This is a genomic window from Flintibacter sp. (genome assembly GCF_046973065.1).
In genome coordinates, this window is the sequence record NZ_JBKVXZ010000001.1 from 131,399 (window position 1) to 147,233 (window position 15,835).

Annotated in this window: 12 protein-coding genes; 4 read left to right on the forward strand and 8 right to left on the reverse strand. The window is 62.3% G+C overall.

The genetic code is table 11. The features are described 5' to 3' along the window. Positions 1–27: 27 nt before the first annotated feature. Both ACLTXB_RS00595 and ACLTXB_RS00600 read right to left on the reverse strand, forming a co-directional pair. Positions 28–1,623 (reverse strand): Na+/H+ antiporter NhaC family protein, encoded by a 1,596-nt coding sequence (locus tag ACLTXB_RS00595; protein ID WP_428226025.1) that lies wholly within the window; start codon positions 1,621–1,623, stop codon positions 28–30. A gap of 286 nt (positions 1,624–1,909) precedes the next feature. Continuing rightward, on the reverse strand, positions 1,910–3,616 hold the full coding sequence (locus ACLTXB_RS00600; protein ID WP_428226026.1) for a sigma-54 interaction domain-containing protein: 1,707 nt from the start codon (positions 3,614–3,616) through the stop codon (positions 1,910–1,912). A 417-nt stretch (positions 3,617–4,033) separates the two neighbouring features. On the opposite strand from ACLTXB_RS00600, the gene ACLTXB_RS00605 reads away from it, so the two are divergent. The 4 genes from ACLTXB_RS00605 (at position 4,034) to ACLTXB_RS00620 (ending at position 9,037) form a co-directional block, all read left to right on the forward strand. Continuing rightward, positions 4,034–4,831: an SDR family NAD(P)-dependent oxidoreductase gene (locus tag ACLTXB_RS00605; RefSeq protein ID WP_110442243.1), complete on the forward strand. Its 798-nt coding sequence runs from the start codon at positions 4,034–4,036 to the stop codon at positions 4,829–4,831. Positions 4,832–4,867: 36 nt separating this feature from the next. Beyond that, on the forward strand, positions 4,868–6,256 hold the full coding sequence (gcvPA, locus tag ACLTXB_RS00610; protein WP_428226027.1) for an aminomethyl-transferring glycine dehydrogenase subunit GcvPA: 1,389 nt from the start codon (positions 4,868–4,870) through the stop codon (positions 6,254–6,256). Positions 6,257–6,273: 17 nt separating this feature from the next. Next, complete coding sequence (gene gcvPB, locus ACLTXB_RS00615; RefSeq protein WP_110442241.1) at positions 6,274–7,842, forward strand: aminomethyl-transferring glycine dehydrogenase subunit GcvPB; 1,569 nt, start codon at positions 6,274–6,276, stop codon at positions 7,840–7,842. An 82-nt stretch (positions 7,843–7,924) separates the two neighbouring features. Continuing rightward, entirely contained in the window at positions 7,925–9,037 is a 1,113-nt protein-coding gene (locus ACLTXB_RS00620; RefSeq protein ID WP_428226028.1) for an ATP-NAD kinase family protein, read from the forward strand. Between the two features lie 81 nt (positions 9,038–9,118). Here the strand turns inward: ACLTXB_RS00620 and sdaAA are convergent, their stop codons facing one another. The 6 genes from sdaAA to gcvPA (ACLTXB_RS00650) all read right to left on the reverse strand — a co-directional run bounded on the left by sdaAA (position 9,119) and on the right by gcvPA (ACLTXB_RS00650) (position 15,818). After that, positions 9,119–9,994: an L-serine ammonia-lyase, iron-sulfur-dependent, subunit alpha gene (gene sdaAA / locus ACLTXB_RS00625; RefSeq protein ID WP_428226029.1), complete on the reverse strand. Its 876-nt coding sequence runs from the start codon at positions 9,992–9,994 to the stop codon at positions 9,119–9,121. A 15-nt stretch (positions 9,995–10,009) separates the two neighbouring features. Then, a complete protein-coding gene (sdaAB, locus tag ACLTXB_RS00630) occupies positions 10,010–10,669 on the reverse strand; it encodes an L-serine ammonia-lyase, iron-sulfur-dependent subunit beta (RefSeq protein WP_428222536.1) in 660 nt (219 codons plus the stop codon). A 33-nt stretch (positions 10,670–10,702) separates the two neighbouring features. Continuing rightward, positions 10,703–12,049: a dihydrolipoyl dehydrogenase gene (gene lpdA, locus ACLTXB_RS00635; RefSeq protein ID WP_428226030.1), complete on the reverse strand. Its 1,347-nt coding sequence runs from the start codon at positions 12,047–12,049 to the stop codon at positions 10,703–10,705. A 69-nt stretch (positions 12,050–12,118) separates the two neighbouring features. Next, positions 12,119–13,084, reverse strand: coding sequence for a lipoate--protein ligase (locus ACLTXB_RS00640; RefSeq protein WP_428226031.1), 966 nt, complete (start codon positions 13,082–13,084; stop codon positions 12,119–12,121). Continuing rightward, positions 13,081–14,505, reverse strand: a complete 1,425-nt coding sequence (gene gcvPB, locus ACLTXB_RS00645; protein ID WP_428226032.1) for an aminomethyl-transferring glycine dehydrogenase subunit GcvPB — start codon at positions 14,503–14,505, stop codon at positions 13,081–13,083. Before gcvPB (ACLTXB_RS00645) ends, ACLTXB_RS00640 begins: the two co-directional genes overlap by 4 nt. Next, entirely contained in the window at positions 14,502–15,818 is a 1,317-nt protein-coding gene (gene gcvPA / locus ACLTXB_RS00650; RefSeq protein WP_428226033.1) for an aminomethyl-transferring glycine dehydrogenase subunit GcvPA, read from the reverse strand. The genes gcvPB (ACLTXB_RS00645) and gcvPA (ACLTXB_RS00650) overlap by 4 nt, the downstream gene beginning before the upstream one ends. Positions 15,819–15,835: the final 17 nt, after the last annotated feature.

Consider the following 15,835-nt stretch of genomic DNA (forward strand, 5'->3'; position numbering starts at 1 on the left):
AGCTCCTGATAAAGTATGTAAGAATGGTTACTGCTTGTGGTCTTCCGTCATGTATTTCCGGTAGCCTGGGTCGATGTTATAGCGCTTGAGGGACCACTTGTGGAAGACGATCTGCAGGAAGTAGAGGATCACCACACCCAGCGGCAGCAGCACGAAGGGAGTGACCTGAGTAAAGCCATAGATCAGATACATCACGGCGATCACGCCGCCCACAGTAAGGGCGTAAGGCAGCTGGGTGCCGACGTGGTCGATGTGGTCCGCGCCGGAGAAGATGGAGGCCATGACGGTAGTGTCGGACACAGGAGAGGCGTGGTCGCCCAGGATGGCGCCGGAGAGGACCGCGCCGCACATGCCAGCAGCGAAGTTCACGTCGCCGGTGATGGCGTAGCCGAGCTGAATGGCCAGCGGGGTCATGATGGCCATGGTGCCCCAGGAGGTGCCGGTGGCAAAGGCGATGATGATGGAGCAGACCAGAACCAGAACGGGGAGCAGGCCCACGGGCACGCTGCCGCCTACGGTGGCGGCTACAAAGTCGCCCAGACCCATGCTCTTGGTCACTGCGGCCAGAGACCAAGCCATGACCAGGATCGCGCCGGTGAGGGACATCAGCTTAAAGCCGTCCACGATGGTGCTCATGGTGTCTTCGAAGGTGAGGATCTTGGAGAACAGCGCCACAGTGATGCCGGTCACTGCCATGCCGAAGGAGCCCCAGTACAGAGCCAGCTGAGCGTCGCAGGCATCTAGAATGGACATGAAATCTGTGCCCGCCCGGTCGGGGTTGGTCATGCCGGTGTAGATGATGCCGAAGATAATGATGGCAAAGGTGACCACGATGGGCAGCACGAAGGAGCGGATCATAGGCTTGGTGCGCTTGGGCTCGCCCAGCTCATGGCCTACGTTCAGCATGGGGTGGGCGTTGGTCTTGGTGAACTGGCCGGTGGTAAGGGCGCGGACCTCAGCCTTGAGTATGGGGCCGTAGTCCCGGCCGGTGTACATAAGCATACCCACAAAGAGCAGGGTAAAGATGGAGTACATGTTGAAGGGCAGGCTCTTGATGTAGGCGCCCATGGGGGTGATGCTGTCGATGCCGGCGGCATCCAGGCCCTGACTGATCATGCCGATCTGGTAAGCGATCCAGTCGGAGATGAAGAACGCGGCGGCAGGAGCGGCGGTGGAGTCCAGCACATAGGAGAACTTTTCGGAAGAAATCTTGTAGTCTTTGCAGATATCACGGAACACGTTGCCGTCCACGGCGGCCACCAGGCAGTCGTTGACCGAGCACAGCATGCCCAGACCCCAGGTTCCCAGACAGACCGAGCGTCTCTTTTTGAATCTGCGCTTGGCGGCTTCAGCCAGAGCCAGGCTGCCGCCCAGTCGCCAGATAAAGGAAATGCCCACGCCCATAAACAGGGTGAAGAGGAGCAGGATCACATTGTCTGCCATGTTGGTGGCGATCTGCTCCAGAGCCAGGGCGGCGCCGGCAAAGGGGTTCCAGTTGCTCATGATCAGCGTACCGGCAAACAGGCCGGCAAACATAGAGAGCAGCACCTGCTTGGTGGCAAAACACAGAAGAATAGCCACAAGAGGTGGGATCAATGCCAGGATGCCATAGTTGGTGTCCATACGAGTTCCTCCTTTTTTGAAATTCCATGCCTAAAAAAACAGCAAATTTCGTGCCAATTCTTTTGCCAGGGGGAGACGGGAAAAAGAGAAACTCGGCTTTTTGTGTGAAATATTCGAAAAAAACACTGCGTCCGTTCCTCCTGTGGGGTGGAACGGACGCAAGAAAATAAAAATAAAGTGGTTCAACTTTGTACAAAAAGGAGCAAAAACCAGCTATGATGAAATGGCATTTTTGCCATGCGGGATTGCCATGTCACAGGATGTCATGACAACTCGTGACAATAAATCAGTTTTTTCCGCTCAGCTGATACTGGTCCAGCTTGCGGTACAGTGTCCGCAGACTGATGCCAAGCTGTTTGGCGATCATCTTCTTGCCCTCCAGGGTGTAGCCGTACTTGGTCAGCAGGGCTTTGATCTGATCCTCTTCCCGGGGCGGAGCGGGAGCCTTGCAGGGAAGCTCCTGGGCAGGACAGGTGAGATACTCAGGCAGGGCGTCGGGGGTGAGTTCCTTTTCCTCACACAGGTTGGCGCTGTATTCAATGGCGTTTTGCAGTTCGCGCACATTGCCCGGCCAGGGGTATTCCGTCAGCAGCTGTTCAGCCTGGGGAGAGAAGGTCTGAAGGGGAGTTTCCATGCGCTGCTTGAGGCGCTGCAGATAGTGCTTGGCGATGGGCAGAATGTCGCCCTTTCGTTCCCGCAGGGGCGGGATAGTCAGGTTGATGACGCTGATGCGGTAGTAGAGGTCCTCCCGGAACTTGCCCTCCTGGATCAGTTCTTTTAAATTCCGGTTGGTAGCCGCCACCACACGGATGTCCAGATGGATCTTCTCGGTGGAGCCCACCCGCTCCAGCTCATACTCCTGCAAGACCCGCAGCAGCTTGGGCTGGACGGACAGAGGCATCTCCCCCAGCTCGTCCAAAAAGAGGGTGACACCCTGGGCCATTTCGATCTTGCCCATCTTGCCGCCCTTCTTGGCCCCGGTGAAGGAGCCCTCCTCATAGCCAAACAACTCGCTCTCAAACAGGTTTTCCGGGATGCTGGAGCAGTTGATGGCAACAAAGGGGTAGCGGCTGCGGTTGCTCTGGTTGTGCAGCGCCCGGGCCACCAGCTCTTTTCCGGTGCCCGTCTCTCCGGTGATGAGGACCGGGGTGGGGCTGTTGGCCAGCTTGGATACCATGCGGTGGATGGACTGGATGGCGGCGCTGTCTCCCACGATCCCGCCCGGCGCGCCGGTCTCCTTGGGGAATACCTCGTCAGAAAAGCGCAGCAGCACGGCGGAGATGTGGTCATCTACCCGCACGGCTCGGGTGGTGAGCTTTGCGATCCCGTCTCCCACCGGCACCCGGCATTCAAACAGGTCGCTGCCCCGCAGCAGCCGGCGCACCGTCTCCTCGGGCAGGATCTGCCACAGAGAGGAGGTGGTGGCTCCGCAGGACTGGATGAGCTGGGCCGCCCGCTGGTTATACCGCAGGATCACCCCGTGGGGGTCGGCCAGCACCATGGGCTGGCTGTTCACATCCAGAGCGCTTTGCAGCAGATGGTCCTGGCTGGCGCTGCCCTGGTCTCCGACAGCGGTCTTCAGATGGTCGCTGATCAAAGTGCCCAGCTCGGTGACCGCATCCAAATATAAGGGAGTGTTCTCCTGGATGCGTTTTTGTCCCTCCTTGGTAAAGGAGGTCAGCGCCGCCACCCCTACCACCTGGGTGTCCACCCGGATGCAGCAGAGAATTTCAATGGTAGCCGGGCAATGGTTTTTAAAGCGGCAGCCAATGCAGGAGGGCATCTCGCCGGGGGTGTTGACCAGCACGCTGCCGCTGTTCATCACCTCTTGAATGGAGGGACTATGGACGGTGCGGCCCTTTTTCTTCAGATAGGTGGGCGTGCAGAAAAACAGCTGATCCCGGTCAAAAATGGCAATTTCCAAGCGCAGAGAATTGGCAATCGCCAGGGACAGACGTTCAATGGATGGGCGGATAGCATCCATCTGATACATGCAGATTCCCTCCTTTATCCCCTGATACCGTTGCAAAATCCGTGAAAACAGAGCAAAATAAGAATGCAGAGGCTGTTTTCGACATTATAGCACGCATGCTGCCGAGTTGCCAACATCGAATTTTTGTGTGACAATGTTTGCCACGTGACAAACAATTTCTCCTGACTTTGACAACTTTTTGCCGCGGGGCTGCGGCGGCTGTCGGGAGGAGGAGAAAGGCCGCTGGTGGTTTTTCTCCCAGAAGTGCCGGGGAGAGAGAAAAAAGCGGCCATTCCATCATTTTTTCTTAGTCATGAATTTTTTCTGTTTTAAAATTTCTTATTTGGCACGCCGTTTGCTTATGTATAGGGGCATCCAAAGAAAATCCTGCCCGACAGGGCAACGACGTGCCATCATTGCAGAAGGAGGAGACATATTATGCTGCAGAAGAAGGATCCCTTGAATCTTACCGGAAAGGTCGCCGTCGTGACCGGCGGAAGCTCCGGAATCGGACTGGGCGTTGTGGAACTGCTGTCTGCGTACGGCGCCAAGGTGGCTATGGTAGATATTAGCCCCAAGGGAGCAGATAAAGCCAAGGAGCTCCAGGATGCCGGCCGTGAGGTGGAATTCTTCCAATGTGACGTGACCAGCGAGGCCAGCGTCATGGCGGCCGTGAAGGCCATTGTGGACCGCTGGGGCAAGATCGATATCCTTCATAACAACGCCGGCGTTACCGTGCGTAAGACCATGCCCGACCTGACGGAGAAGGAGTGGGACTTTGTGCTGGATGTAGGTCTGAAGGGCCTGTTCCTGTTCTCCAAGCACGTCATCCCCGTCATGGAGGCCAACGGCGGCGGCAGCATCATCAATACCGGCTCCGGCTGGGGTCTCAAGGGCGGCGACCAGGCCGCGGCCTACTGCGCGGTGAAGGGCGGCATCGTCAACGTCACCCGGGCCATGGCCATTGACCACGGTCCCAAGAACATCCGCGTCAACAGCGTCAACCCCGGCGACACCGACACCGCCATGCTGCGGGACGAGGGCCGTCAGACCGGCGCGGTCACTGCCGGCGACGGACACATGGACGCCTATCTGGCCGACTGCGGCTCCAGCCGTCCCTTGGCCCGCATCGGACAGCCTGAGGATATTGCCAACGCGGTGCTGTTTTTGGCCTCTGATCTGGCCAGCTGGATCACCGGCGCGGCGCTGGTGGTGGACGGCGGCGGTATCGCCTGATCTTCCCGATAACGTTTGCAAGGAGGAATGGACTTTATGAACGGCTTTGAACGCCATCCCTATATTCCCAACTCGGTACCCGAGGTGCAGCAGGAGATGCTGCAGGAGCTGGGTATGTCCTCTCTGGAGGAGCTGCACAAGAATGTGCCCGAGCTGCTGAAGCTGAAAAAGGAAATGGACTTGCCCCCCGCATTTGAATCCGAGTACGCCCTGCGCCGCCATGTGGAGGGTCTGCTGGGCAAGGATACCAGCTGCAAGAAGAACCTGAACTTCCTGGGCGCGGGCTGCTGGCAGCACTATGTGCCCGCCATCTGCGACGAAATCAACGGCAAGGGCGAGTTTTTGACCGCCTACGGCGGCGAGCCCTACAACGACGAGGGACGCTTCCAGGCGCTGTTTGAGTATGAGAGCATGGTGGCTGAGCTGGTGGACATGGACGTGGTCAACGTCCCCACCATGGACTGGGCCCAGGCCGCCGCCACCACCGTGCGCATGGCCCAGCGCATCACCGGCCGCAGCGTGGTGCTGGTGCCGGAGTACATGGATCCGGACAAGCTCCAGGCTATGAAGAACTACGGCGAGAGCTGCATCACCTTCCAGCCCGTCGCCGCCACCTCCCAGGGCACTATGGACCTGGAGGACCTGAAGGCTAAGCTCAATGACCAGGTCATCGGCGTCTACTTTGAGAACCCCGGCTACCTGGGCGTCATCGAGCCCAACGGCCAGCAGATCTCCGACCTGGTTCACGCTGCCGGCGGTCTGAGCCTGGTGGGCGTGGATCCCATCTCCCTGGGCGTGCTGGCCGCTCCCCCCTCCTACGGCGCGGACATCGTCTGCGGCGATCTGCAGCCTCTTGGCATCCATATGAACTACGGCGGCGGCCAGTCCGGCTTTATGGCCACCCGGGACGAGGAGAAGTTCGTCATGGAATTCCCCTCCCGTCTCTTCGGCCTGGCCCCCACCTCCCAGCCCGGCGAGTACGGCTTTGGCGACGTAGCTTATGACCGCACCTCCTTCGGCCACCTGCGTGAGCGGGGCAAGGAGTACGTGGGCACCCAGTCCGCCCTGTGGGGCATTACCGCCGGCGTCTATCTGGCCACCATGGGTCCTCAGGGTATGAAGGACGTGGGCCAGACCATTCTGCAAAATTCCCATTACGCTGCCAAGAAGCTCAGCAGCATTCCCGGCGTCAAGGCCAACGCCCTGGGCGGCACCTTCTTCAAGGAGTTTGTGGTGGACTTCACCCAGACCGGAAAGACGGTGGCCCAGATCAACGAGGCCCTGCGGGATAAGGGTATCTTCGGCGGCAAGGATCTGTCCAAGCAGTTCCCCGCCCTGGGGCAGTCCGCCCTCTACTGTGTGACTGAGATTCACACCAAAGAGGACCTGGACGAGCTGACCTCCGCGCTGGCGGAGATCCTGTGAGAGAGGAGTGGTGAAGTATGAAACGAATCGACCGCTCGGAGAAGGTTCGCGTGGGTTTCCACCAGGCAAAGTGGGACGAGCCCATTATCTATGAGCTGAGCACCCCCGGTGAGCGGGGCATCCTGGTCCCCAAGGCCAGCGCTCAGGTAGCCCAGGAGGTAGGCGACGGCTTTTCCTCCATCCCCGCCGGCATGGCCCGGAGCACTCCGGTCAATCTGCCGGAGATGGCTCAGAACCGGGTACTGCGCCACTACGCCCGTCTGGCCCAGCAGACCCTGGGCGCCGATGTGAATATTGAGATCGGCCAGGGCACCTGCACCGTGAAGTACAGCCCCAAGGTCAACGACCAGCTGGCCCGCCTCATTGAGGACTACCATCCGCTCCAGGACGAGAGCACCGTCCAGGGCCTGCTGCAGATCTTCTATGAGACCGACCGCTATATGTGTGAGATCTCCGGCATGGACCGCTTTACCTTCCAGCCCGGCGGCGGCTCCCAGGGTATCCTCACCATGGCCAGCCTGATCCGCGCCTACTTCAAGGATAAGGGAGAGGACCGGGACGAGATCATCACCACCATCTACTCCCATCCCTCCGATGCCGCCGCTCCGGCCGTGGCCGGCTTCAAGATCGTCTACCTCCAGCCTGACCCCATCACCGGTCTGCCCGATCTGGAGCAGCTGAAGGCAGCGGTCACCGAGCGCACCGCCGGTTACATCGTGGCCAACCCCGAGGACACCGGCGTGTACAACAGCCACGTGAAGGAATTTGTGGACTACGTCCACTCCAAGGGCGGCCTGTGCGCTTACGACCAGGCCAATGCCAACGGCCTGCTGGGCGTCACCCGCGCTCGGGACGCCGGCTTTGATATGTGCTTCTTCAACCTGCACAAGACCTTCTCCACTCCCCACGGCTGCGGCGGTCCCGCCTGCGGCGCCACTGGTGTGCGCAAGGATCTGGAGCGCTTCCTGCCCGGTCCCCTGGTGGACTTTGACGGCCAGCGCTATTTCCTCAACCGGGATGTGTGCGCCGATCCCTCCGGCGTGGGCAAGGTCCGCTCTTGGTACGGTGTGGCTCAGGTCGTGCTGAAGGCCTACTGCTGGATCCGCAGCCTGGGCGCCAACGGCCTGTACCAGGTGGCCAAGACCGCAGTGCTCAACAACAACTACCTGTTCAAAAAGCTCATGGAGCTGCCCGACGTCACCGCCTACTACGAGGACGGCAACAACCAGCGTGTGGAGCAGGCCCGTTACTCCCTGGAGAACCTGGAGAAGGAGACCGGCATCTCCACCGGCGACATTCAGCGCCGCATGATGGACTTCGGCATGCACTACTGGACCTCTCACCACCCCTACTATCTGCCTGAGCCCATGACTCTGGAGCCCACCGAGACTCCCTCCAAGCAGGACATTGACGAGTACATTGAGACGCTGAAATACGTCTTCCGCGAGGCTCATGAGAATCCCGACATCATCCGCACCGCGCCGCACCGCAGCGTGACCCACCAGGTGGATGAGTCCGGTATGGACGATCCCGCCAAGTGGGCCCTCTCCTGGAAGACCTACCTGCGCAAGTACAGCGAGATTTGATTTCCTCCCCCAGGAAACTTATCTTTGACAGCCGGGGCGGGCATGGAGCCCGCCCCGGCTGTTCCAATATAGGAGGATGCCTATGAAAACCGTTGGCCTGATCATCAACCCCATCGCCGGACTGGGAGGCAGCGTCGGCCTGAAGGGCACCGACCACGTGGCCCAGGAGGCCCTGCGCCGGGGCGCAGTCCCCCATGCCGGGGAGCGGACCTGCCAGGCACTTCAGGCCCTGGCACAGACGGCAGTTCCCTTCCAGGTGGTCACCTGGCCCGGAGCCATGGGCGGCGACGCGGCCCAGAGCCTGGGTCTTCCCTGCCGCCTGCTGCCCGGCGTTCCCCAGGGGGAATCCACCCGGGGAGAGGACACCCAGGCCCTGGCCAAGGCGCTGGCGGAGGAGGGGGTAGACCTCATCCTGTTTGCCGGCGGCGACGGGACTGCCCGGGACGTCTATAACGCTCTGGGACTGGGCACACCGGTGCTGGGCATCCCCGCGGGCGTGAAGATCCACTCCCCCGTGTTTGGCCGAAGCCCCCGGGATGCCGGGCGGCTGGCCGCCCTGTGGCTGGAGCAGGAGACGGGCCGCACCCGGGAGGAGGAGGTACTGGACATCGACGAGGAGCTCTACCGCCAGGGCCGCATCAACACCCGGCTGTACGGCTATCTTACCATTCCCGCCCAGCCCGGCCTCACCCAGAGCCGGAAGGCCCCCACCCCTCTCTCCGATGCCCAGGCCATCCGGGCCATTGCTTTCCAGGTTACCGATCACATGGAGCCGGGGGTCAACTATCTCATTGGAGCGGGCACCACCACCCGGGGTGTGATGGAGGTGCTGGGGCTGCCCAATACCCTTATCGGCGTGGACCTGGTGCGGGACGGCAAACTCATTGCCTCCGACCTGTCCGGACTGGATATTCCCGCCCTGCTGGAGGGCCGACCCACCAAGCTGGTGGTGACGGTGACCGGCGGACAGGGCTGCCTCTTTGGACGGGGCAACCAGCAGCTCACTCCCCAGGTGCTGCGGCAGGTGGGAAAGGAGAACATCATCCTTTTGGCTACCCCCGCCAAGCTGGCCCAGCTGCGGGGAGAGCCTCTGTGGGTAGATACCATTGACCCGGAGCTCAATGAGAACCTGTGCGGTTACTACCGGGTGATCTCCGGTTACGGGGAATTTACCCTGTGCCGGGTGGTCTGTTAAAGAAAACAGGAGGAGACCAACGGTCTCCTCCCATCGATTGATACGTATTTGGGAGAGGACATTTGGTCCTCTCCCATTTTTTTAATCTCCAAAGACGGCCCGGCGCATGGCCTGGCCGGTGGGTGTGGCAGCCAGACCGCCCTGGGCGGTCTCCCGCAGGGAGCAGGGCATGGACTCGCCCACCGCGCCCATGGCCTGAATGCACTCATCCACCGGGATCTTGCTCTCCACTCCGGCCAGGGCCATCTCCGCGGAGGAAAAGGCGATGACTACGCCGCCCACATTGCGCTTGATGCAGGGGATCTCCACCAGTCCGGCCACCGGGTCGCACACTAGCCCCAGCTGGTTTTTCAGGGCGATGGCACAGGCGTGGGCCGACTGGGCGGGACTGCCGCCCTGCAGCTCCACCAGGGCAGCGGCCGCCATGGCCGCCGCCGAGCCGCACTCGGCCTGACAGCCGCCCTGGGCTCCGGCGATGCAGGCCTTCTGGGCAATGACCATGCCCACCGCGCCGGCGGTAAACAGGGCCATCACGCCCGCCTCCCGGCTGCAGCGCTCCTCCTCCACCATGGATACCACGGTTCCAGGCAGAATCCCGCAGGAACCGGCGGTGGGAGCGGCTACGATCTTGCCCATGGCGGCGTTGTACTCTGCCACTGCCACAGCCCGGGCGATGGCCCGGTTGAGAAACGCTCCGGTGATGCCGCCGCTCTGGGCGTAGCGCCACAGGCGGGCGCCGTCACCCCCGGTCAGCCCTGAGGTGGAGCGCAGTTCCGGGTCCAGCCCGGCCTGCACCGCCTCCTGCATCACCGTGAAGCGGTGCTGCATGTTGTCCAGCAGCTGCTGGGGGGAGAGCTCCATCTGCTGGGCCTGGTCGGCCAGAACCAGCTGGGACAAGCTCACGCCCTGCTCCTGTGCCGCCTGGCACAGCTCAGAAATCGAAGTATACTCCAGCATGGCGATTCCCCCCCTTTAAATGGCCCGGATGAGCACCACGTTGAGCACGTGAGGCTGACCGCGCAAAGATTCCATGAGGCTGTCGGGTACGTCTCCGTCCACCTCGATGGTCATGACCGCCTCCCCGCCCTTTCGGGGGCGGGAGAGACGGAAGTTGCCGATGTTCAGATCGGAAGAAGCAATGAAGTTGGTAACGGCAGCAATGACGCCCGGCTGGTCATGATGGAGCACCAGCAGGGTGTTATACTGCCCGGTAAAGGAGACCGCCATGCCGTTGATCTGGGTGATCAGGATGTTTCCTCCCCCCACCGAGGCCCCCTGGACCACAGCCCGGGCCCCGTGTTCTCCCACCAGCGAGATCCGTGCGGTGTTGGGGTGGGCACCGGGGATGTCCTCCTCCCGGAAGGAGAAGGCAAGGCCCCGTTCCCGGGCCAGTTCCAGGGAACGGCGGATGCGCTCGTCATCCGAGTGCATCCCCATGATCCCCGCAATCAGCGCCTTGTCGGTGCCGTGGCCCCGGTAGGTCTGGGCAAAGGAGCCGGCCAGCTGGATGTCGGCCTGCGCCACATCTTCCCCTAAGATCTTCCAGGCCACCCGGCCCAGCCGCACAGCTCCCGCGGTGTGGGAGCTGGAAGGTCCGATCATCACCGGACCAATGATATCAAATACGTTCATAGCGTCCTCCTTGACGGGTCAATTCTTGGTATTTCAGCGGGCTTCCAGTTTGGCCAGCAGATCCTCCAGCGCCTCCCCCGCGCCCTCGTCAAAGGTGGGATGGGGACGCATGGCGGCCAGCAGCTGTTGGGCGGTCAGACCGTTGACCACCGCCGCGGTAAACTGGGAGATCATGTCGGTGGCCCGCTGGCACATGAGCTGGGCACCCAAAATCACGCCCGTCTCCTGGTCGGCCACCACCTTGATAAAGCCCCGCTGGCCCTGGACGATCACCGTACGTCCGTTGGAGAACATGACGTACTTGCCCACCTTTACCGCCCGCCCGGCGGCCTTGGCCTCGTCGGCGGTGAGTCCCACGCAGGCGATCTCCGGGTCAGTGTAGATGCAGGAGGGGACGGCGTTCAGATTGGTCAGGGGATTGCTCCCAGCCAGGCGCTCCACGCAGGCGGTTCCCTGGGCGGAGGCCACATGGGCCAGCTGGATGCGGGCGGACACGTCGCCCACAGCGTACACGCCGGGCACGCTGGTCTGGAAGTTCTCGTCCACCAGGATGCGGCCTCGCTCCTGTTCCACGGAGAAGTCCGGGCCGAACAGCCCCTGGGTGTTGGGACGGCGGCCGATGGCGCACAGCACCACCTCGCCCTGGACTTGGGCGCTCTGGCCCTTCTGGGTAAAGCGGACGGTGTAACCCTCCTCCGCCTTCTCCACCTGTTCCACACGGGCTCCGGCAAAGATCTGTACGCCCCGCTTTTTCAGAATCATGCTGAGATTCTGACACACCTCCCGGTCCATGTTGGGCAGGATCCGGTCCATGGCCTCCAGTACCGTGACCCGGCAGCCCAGCATCTGGTAGAGGGAGGCAAACTCCATGCCGATGACGCCGCCGCCGATGATCACCAGAGACTTGCACACCTGATCCTGGTGCTCCAGCAGTTCGTCGGAGGTCAGTGCGTGTTCCAGCCCGGGGATGGGGGGACGGGCGGGGACGGAGCCGGTGGCGATGAGAATCTTATCGGCGGAGTAGATCTTGCCCTCCACCTCAACCTGGTCGGGGGCCAGAATGGTGCCGGTACCCCGGATCAGGTCCACCTTCTGCTGACGGAAGAGCCCCTCAATGCCCTCCCGCAGCTGCTGGGTCACCTGAGCCTTGCGGTGGTGGGCGGCGGCAAAGTCCACCGTGGCCTGGGCCTCCTGGGCCTCACGAGCTACCTCGGCGGAGTGGAGCAGGGTCTTGGTGGGGATGCAGCCCCGGTTGAGGCAGGTGCCGCCCACATCCCGGTTTTCCACAATGGCGGTTTTCAGTCCCAGCTTCGCTGCACGCAGGGCGGCTACATAGCCGCCGGGACCGGCGCCGATTACCATCAGTTCATAGTCGCTCATATCTGTCATCTCCATATTATCCGAAACCGCGCCCAGCACAGGGCATGGGCGCGGTTTGTGAGACTTTTATTACAATGCGCTTTGCAAAAGCTCCCGCAGCTCCTTGGGGAATTCCACCAGCCGGTGCTCCAGCGCCTGCCGCTCCAGGGGACAGCCGGTGAGGGCGGCCTCCAGCTGGGGGGCCAGCGTCCAGTCCATGGCGTCGGAGTACACCGCCGCCTCCTGAATGACGCCCTCGTCCGCCTTGAGCTGTACCGTCAGCTCGCCCCAGTCAAATTTCTGGGCGCACTGGAGGGTAAAGGGCAGCTTGCGGCCATAGAGCCACGACCAGCTGCGGTTGTGCTCGGTGAGGGCCTGGATAGCCTGAGCATCCAGCTGCCGGGGATCCATGATCTCCACCGGCAGGCCGTAGACCTGACCGAAGGCCAGCTCCATCTGCCGCCCCATCTCCTCCACGGTCAGCTGGGGACACAGCTGCTTGAGGTTCACGACCCGGGAGCGCACCGAGGCAACTCCCTTGGCCTGCAGCTTGGCAGGGGAGGGGCTGAGATAGCGGGCCATGGCCTCCAGATCCACATCCACCAGCAAGGTGCCGTGGTGGTAGCTTTTCCCCTGGTGGGAATAGAATGCGTTGCCGGAAAATTTTCGTCCCTGGCACAGCACATCGTTGCGCCCGGAGCGCTCCACCGACAGTCCCAGACCCAGACAGGCCTGAGCCACCACCGAGAGCTGCCGCTCCAGATCGTAGTCCTGGGTGGGGACCAGGAAGGTAAAGTTCAGGTTGCCCAGGTCGTGGAATACCGCGCCGCCGCCCGACAGCCGCCGGGCCAGAAAGCCGCCGTCGGCCTCCAGCTGAGCGCAGCGGCACTCCTGCCAGGCGTTCTGGTTGCGGCCCAGCACCACGGTGTGCCGGTTCTGCCACAGATAGAGGATGCAGCTCTCCGGCTCCACATGCTCCAGCAGATACTGCTCCAGAGCCAGATTTTCGTGGGGGTCGGTGCCGGTGGCCCGGCACAGGAAGATCCGCCGGATCATGGCTGATACCGCAGCACGGGGTGACGGGCCGCGTCCACCTCGTCCAGACGGCCCACCGGCGTGGCGACGGGGGCGTCGTGGAGGGACTGAGGCTGGGTGTGGGCCTGCTCCCACAGCTTGAGGAACACGTCGCAGGCCTCGTCCAGAGTCTCCCGGCTTTCGGTCTCGGTGGGTTCCACCATCAGCGCCTCGTGGACGATGAGGGGGAAGTACATGGTGGGGGGATGGATGCCGTTGTCCAGCAGCCCCTTGGCCAGATCCAGGGCGGACACCCCGGTCTCCTCCTTCAGGTCGTCCAGAGACATAACAAATTCGTGCATGCAGGGACCAGCATAGGCCATGTGGAAGGTATCTTCCAGGCGCTTGCGCATGTAGTTGGCGTTGAGCACCGCGTTCTGAGCCGCCTCGCCGATGCCCTCCTGTCCCAGGGTAAGGACATAGGTGAGGGCCTTAATGACCACGGTGAAGTTGCCGTAGAAGTTCTTCATCCGGCCGATGGACTGCTCCGGCTGGGCGAACTGATAGCCGCTTTCTCCCTTGACCACTACGGGGCCGGGCAGGAAGGGACGCAGCAGCTCCTTGAAGCCCACCGCGCCCGCACCGGGACCGCCGCCGCCGTGGGGGGTGGAGAAGGTCTTGTGCAAATTGAGGTGAATGACGTCAAAGCCCATGTCGCCGGGACGGACCACGCCCATCACCGCATTGAGGTTCGCTCCATCATAATAACACAGACCGCCGGCTTCGTGAACAATTTGTGTGATATCCAAAATATTTTTATCAAAGATACCAACGGTGTTGGGGTTGGTGAGCATCAGTCCGGCGGTGTCAGGCCCCACCGCTGCCCGCAGGGCCTCCACATCCACGCAGCCGTCCGCGCCGGAGGGGATGTTGATGACCTGAAAGCCGGCCATCACCGCCGAGGCGGGGTTGGTGCCGTGGGCGGAGTCGGGGACGATGATCTTGTTGCGGCCCAGCTCACCACGGCTGCGGTGGTAGGCCTTGATGAGCAGCAGGCCGGTGAACTCACCATGGGCGCCGGCGGCAGGCTGGAAGGTCATGGCGTCCATGCCAGTGATCTCCCCAAACAGCTCCTCCGCCAGGGCGTAGGCCTCCAGGCAGCCCTGGACAGTCTCCTGGGGCTGGAGGGGGTGGACCTGAGCAAAGCCGGGCAGGGCGGCCATATCCTCGTTGATTTTGGGGTTATACTTCATGGTGCAGGAGCCCAGAGGGTAGAACCCGTCGTTGACGCCGTGGACCCGCTTGCTCAGAGCGGTGTAGTGGCGGGTGAGCTCGGTCTCTGACACCTCGGGCAGCACCAGAGGCTGGGTGCGGCCCTGAGAGAGGGTCACCTGGGGCACGTCACAGGGGGGCAGCAGAGTCAGGTGCCGCCCCGGCGCTCCGGTTTCAAAAATCAGCTTCATGCGCCCAGCACCTCCTTGATAATGGAAACCGCGCGGTCCATCTCGGAGCGGGTGACCACCTCGGTGGCACACCACAGCAGTCCGCCCTCTACGGGCAGTCCGCCCAGGATGCCTTCCCGGTCCAGCGCGGCCAGCACCTGCTCCTGCTTAGGACAGGTGGTGACAAATTCGTGGAAAAATTCTCCCTGGTGTACCCGGTGCAGCCCGATTTTCTCCAGTTCCTCGGCCAGATAGTGGGCCTTGGACATGGACAGCACCGCCGCCTGGGTCAGCCCCTGGGCGCCCATGGCGCTGAGGTAAGCCCCGGCAATAAAGGCGCACAGCGCCTGGTTGGAGCAGATGTTGGAGGAGGCCTTCTCCCGGCGGATGTGCTGCTCCCGGGCGGTGAGGGTGAGCACATAGCCCACCTCGCCCTTGTTGTCGTGGGTCTGGCCCACGATGCGGCCGGGCAGCTTGCGGAACATCCCCTGGGTGGCGGCCATAAAGCCCAGATAGGGCCCGCCGAAGGCCAGCTCCAGGCCCAGCGGCTGGGCCTCGCCCACGGTCACGTCGGCGCCGCAGGCGGCGGGAGTCTCCATCACGGCGCAGGCCATGGGATTGACGCCCATAATGTACTTGGCTCCCGCGGCGTGGACGGCCTCGCCGATGGCGGCGGCGTCTTCCAGGTTGCCGTAGTAGTTGGGCTGCTGGAGGTAGAAGCAGGCGGCGTCGGCGCCCAGCATGCCCTTGAGGGCCTCCAGGTCGGTGCGTCCGTCCTTCTCGGGTACGATCACCAGCTCGGTGTCCGAGCCGAAGCAGTAGGTCTGCATGGTCTCAATGACCTGGGGATGGGCGCAGGCGGACACATAGGCCTTGCTGCGGCGGCGGTCCCGGCACATGGCGATGGCCTCGGCGGCAGCGGTGGCCCCGTCATAGACCGAGGCGTTGGCCACATCCATGCCGGTGAGATTGCAGATCATGGTCTGAAATTCAAAGATGGACTGGAGAATACCCTGGCTGATCTCCGCCTGGTAGGGGGTGTAGGCGGTGACGAACTCCTCCCGGGAGGCCACGCTCTTGACCACCGAGGGAATAAAGTGGCGATAGGCGCCCGCGCCTCGCAGCAGAGTGGGGTAGACCCGGTTCTTCTGAGCCAGGGCGGTCAATTTCTGCCGCACTTCCAGCTCGCTGAGCCCCTGGGGCAGCTTCAGATCCTGGGTGCTGAGCAGCATCTGCTCCGGCACATTGGCGTATAGCTCCCGCAGAGAGGAGACCCCGATGGCGGCCAGCATCTCCTGCCGCTGGGCGGGGGTGTTGGGAATATAGGATCCCATAACGGCTCATTCCTTTC

What these genes read in the sequence shown, in the direction of transcription:
- gcvPA (WP_428226027.1), top strand. Translation starts at nt 4,868, where the DNA reads ATGAACGGCTTTGAACGCCATCCCTATATTCCCAACTCGGTACCCGAG.
- ACLTXB_RS00600 (WP_428226026.1), bottom strand. Translation starts at nt 3,616, where the DNA reads ATGTATCAGATGGATGCTATCCGCCCATCCATTGAACGTCTGTCCCTG.
- ACLTXB_RS00640 (WP_428226031.1), bottom strand. Translation starts at nt 13,084, where the DNA reads ATGATCCGGCGGATCTTCCTGTGCCGGGCCACCGGCACCGACCCCCAC.
- lpdA (WP_428226030.1), bottom strand. Translation starts at nt 12,049, where the DNA reads ATGAGCGACTATGAACTGATGGTAATCGGCGCCGGTCCCGGCGGCTAT.
- ACLTXB_RS00595 (WP_428226025.1), bottom strand. Translation starts at nt 1,623, where the DNA reads ATGGACACCAACTATGGCATCCTGGCATTGATCCCACCTCTTGTGGCT.
- sdaAB (WP_428222536.1), bottom strand. Translation starts at nt 10,669, where the DNA reads ATGAACGTATTTGATATCATTGGTCCGGTGATGATCGGACCTTCCAGC.
- ACLTXB_RS00605 (WP_110442243.1), top strand. Translation starts at nt 4,034, where the DNA reads ATGCTGCAGAAGAAGGATCCCTTGAATCTTACCGGAAAGGTCGCCGTC.
- gcvPB (WP_110442241.1), top strand. Translation starts at nt 6,274, where the DNA reads ATGAAACGAATCGACCGCTCGGAGAAGGTTCGCGTGGGTTTCCACCAG.
- ACLTXB_RS00620 (WP_428226028.1), top strand. Translation starts at nt 7,925, where the DNA reads ATGAAAACCGTTGGCCTGATCATCAACCCCATCGCCGGACTGGGAGGC.
- sdaAA (WP_428226029.1), bottom strand. Translation starts at nt 9,994, where the DNA reads ATGCTGGAGTATACTTCGATTTCTGAGCTGTGCCAGGCGGCACAGGAG.
- gcvPA (WP_428226033.1), bottom strand. Translation starts at nt 15,818, where the DNA reads ATGGGATCCTATATTCCCAACACCCCCGCCCAGCGGCAGGAGATGCTG.
- gcvPB (WP_428226032.1), bottom strand. Translation starts at nt 14,505, where the DNA reads ATGAAGCTGATTTTTGAAACCGGAGCGCCGGGGCGGCACCTGACTCTG.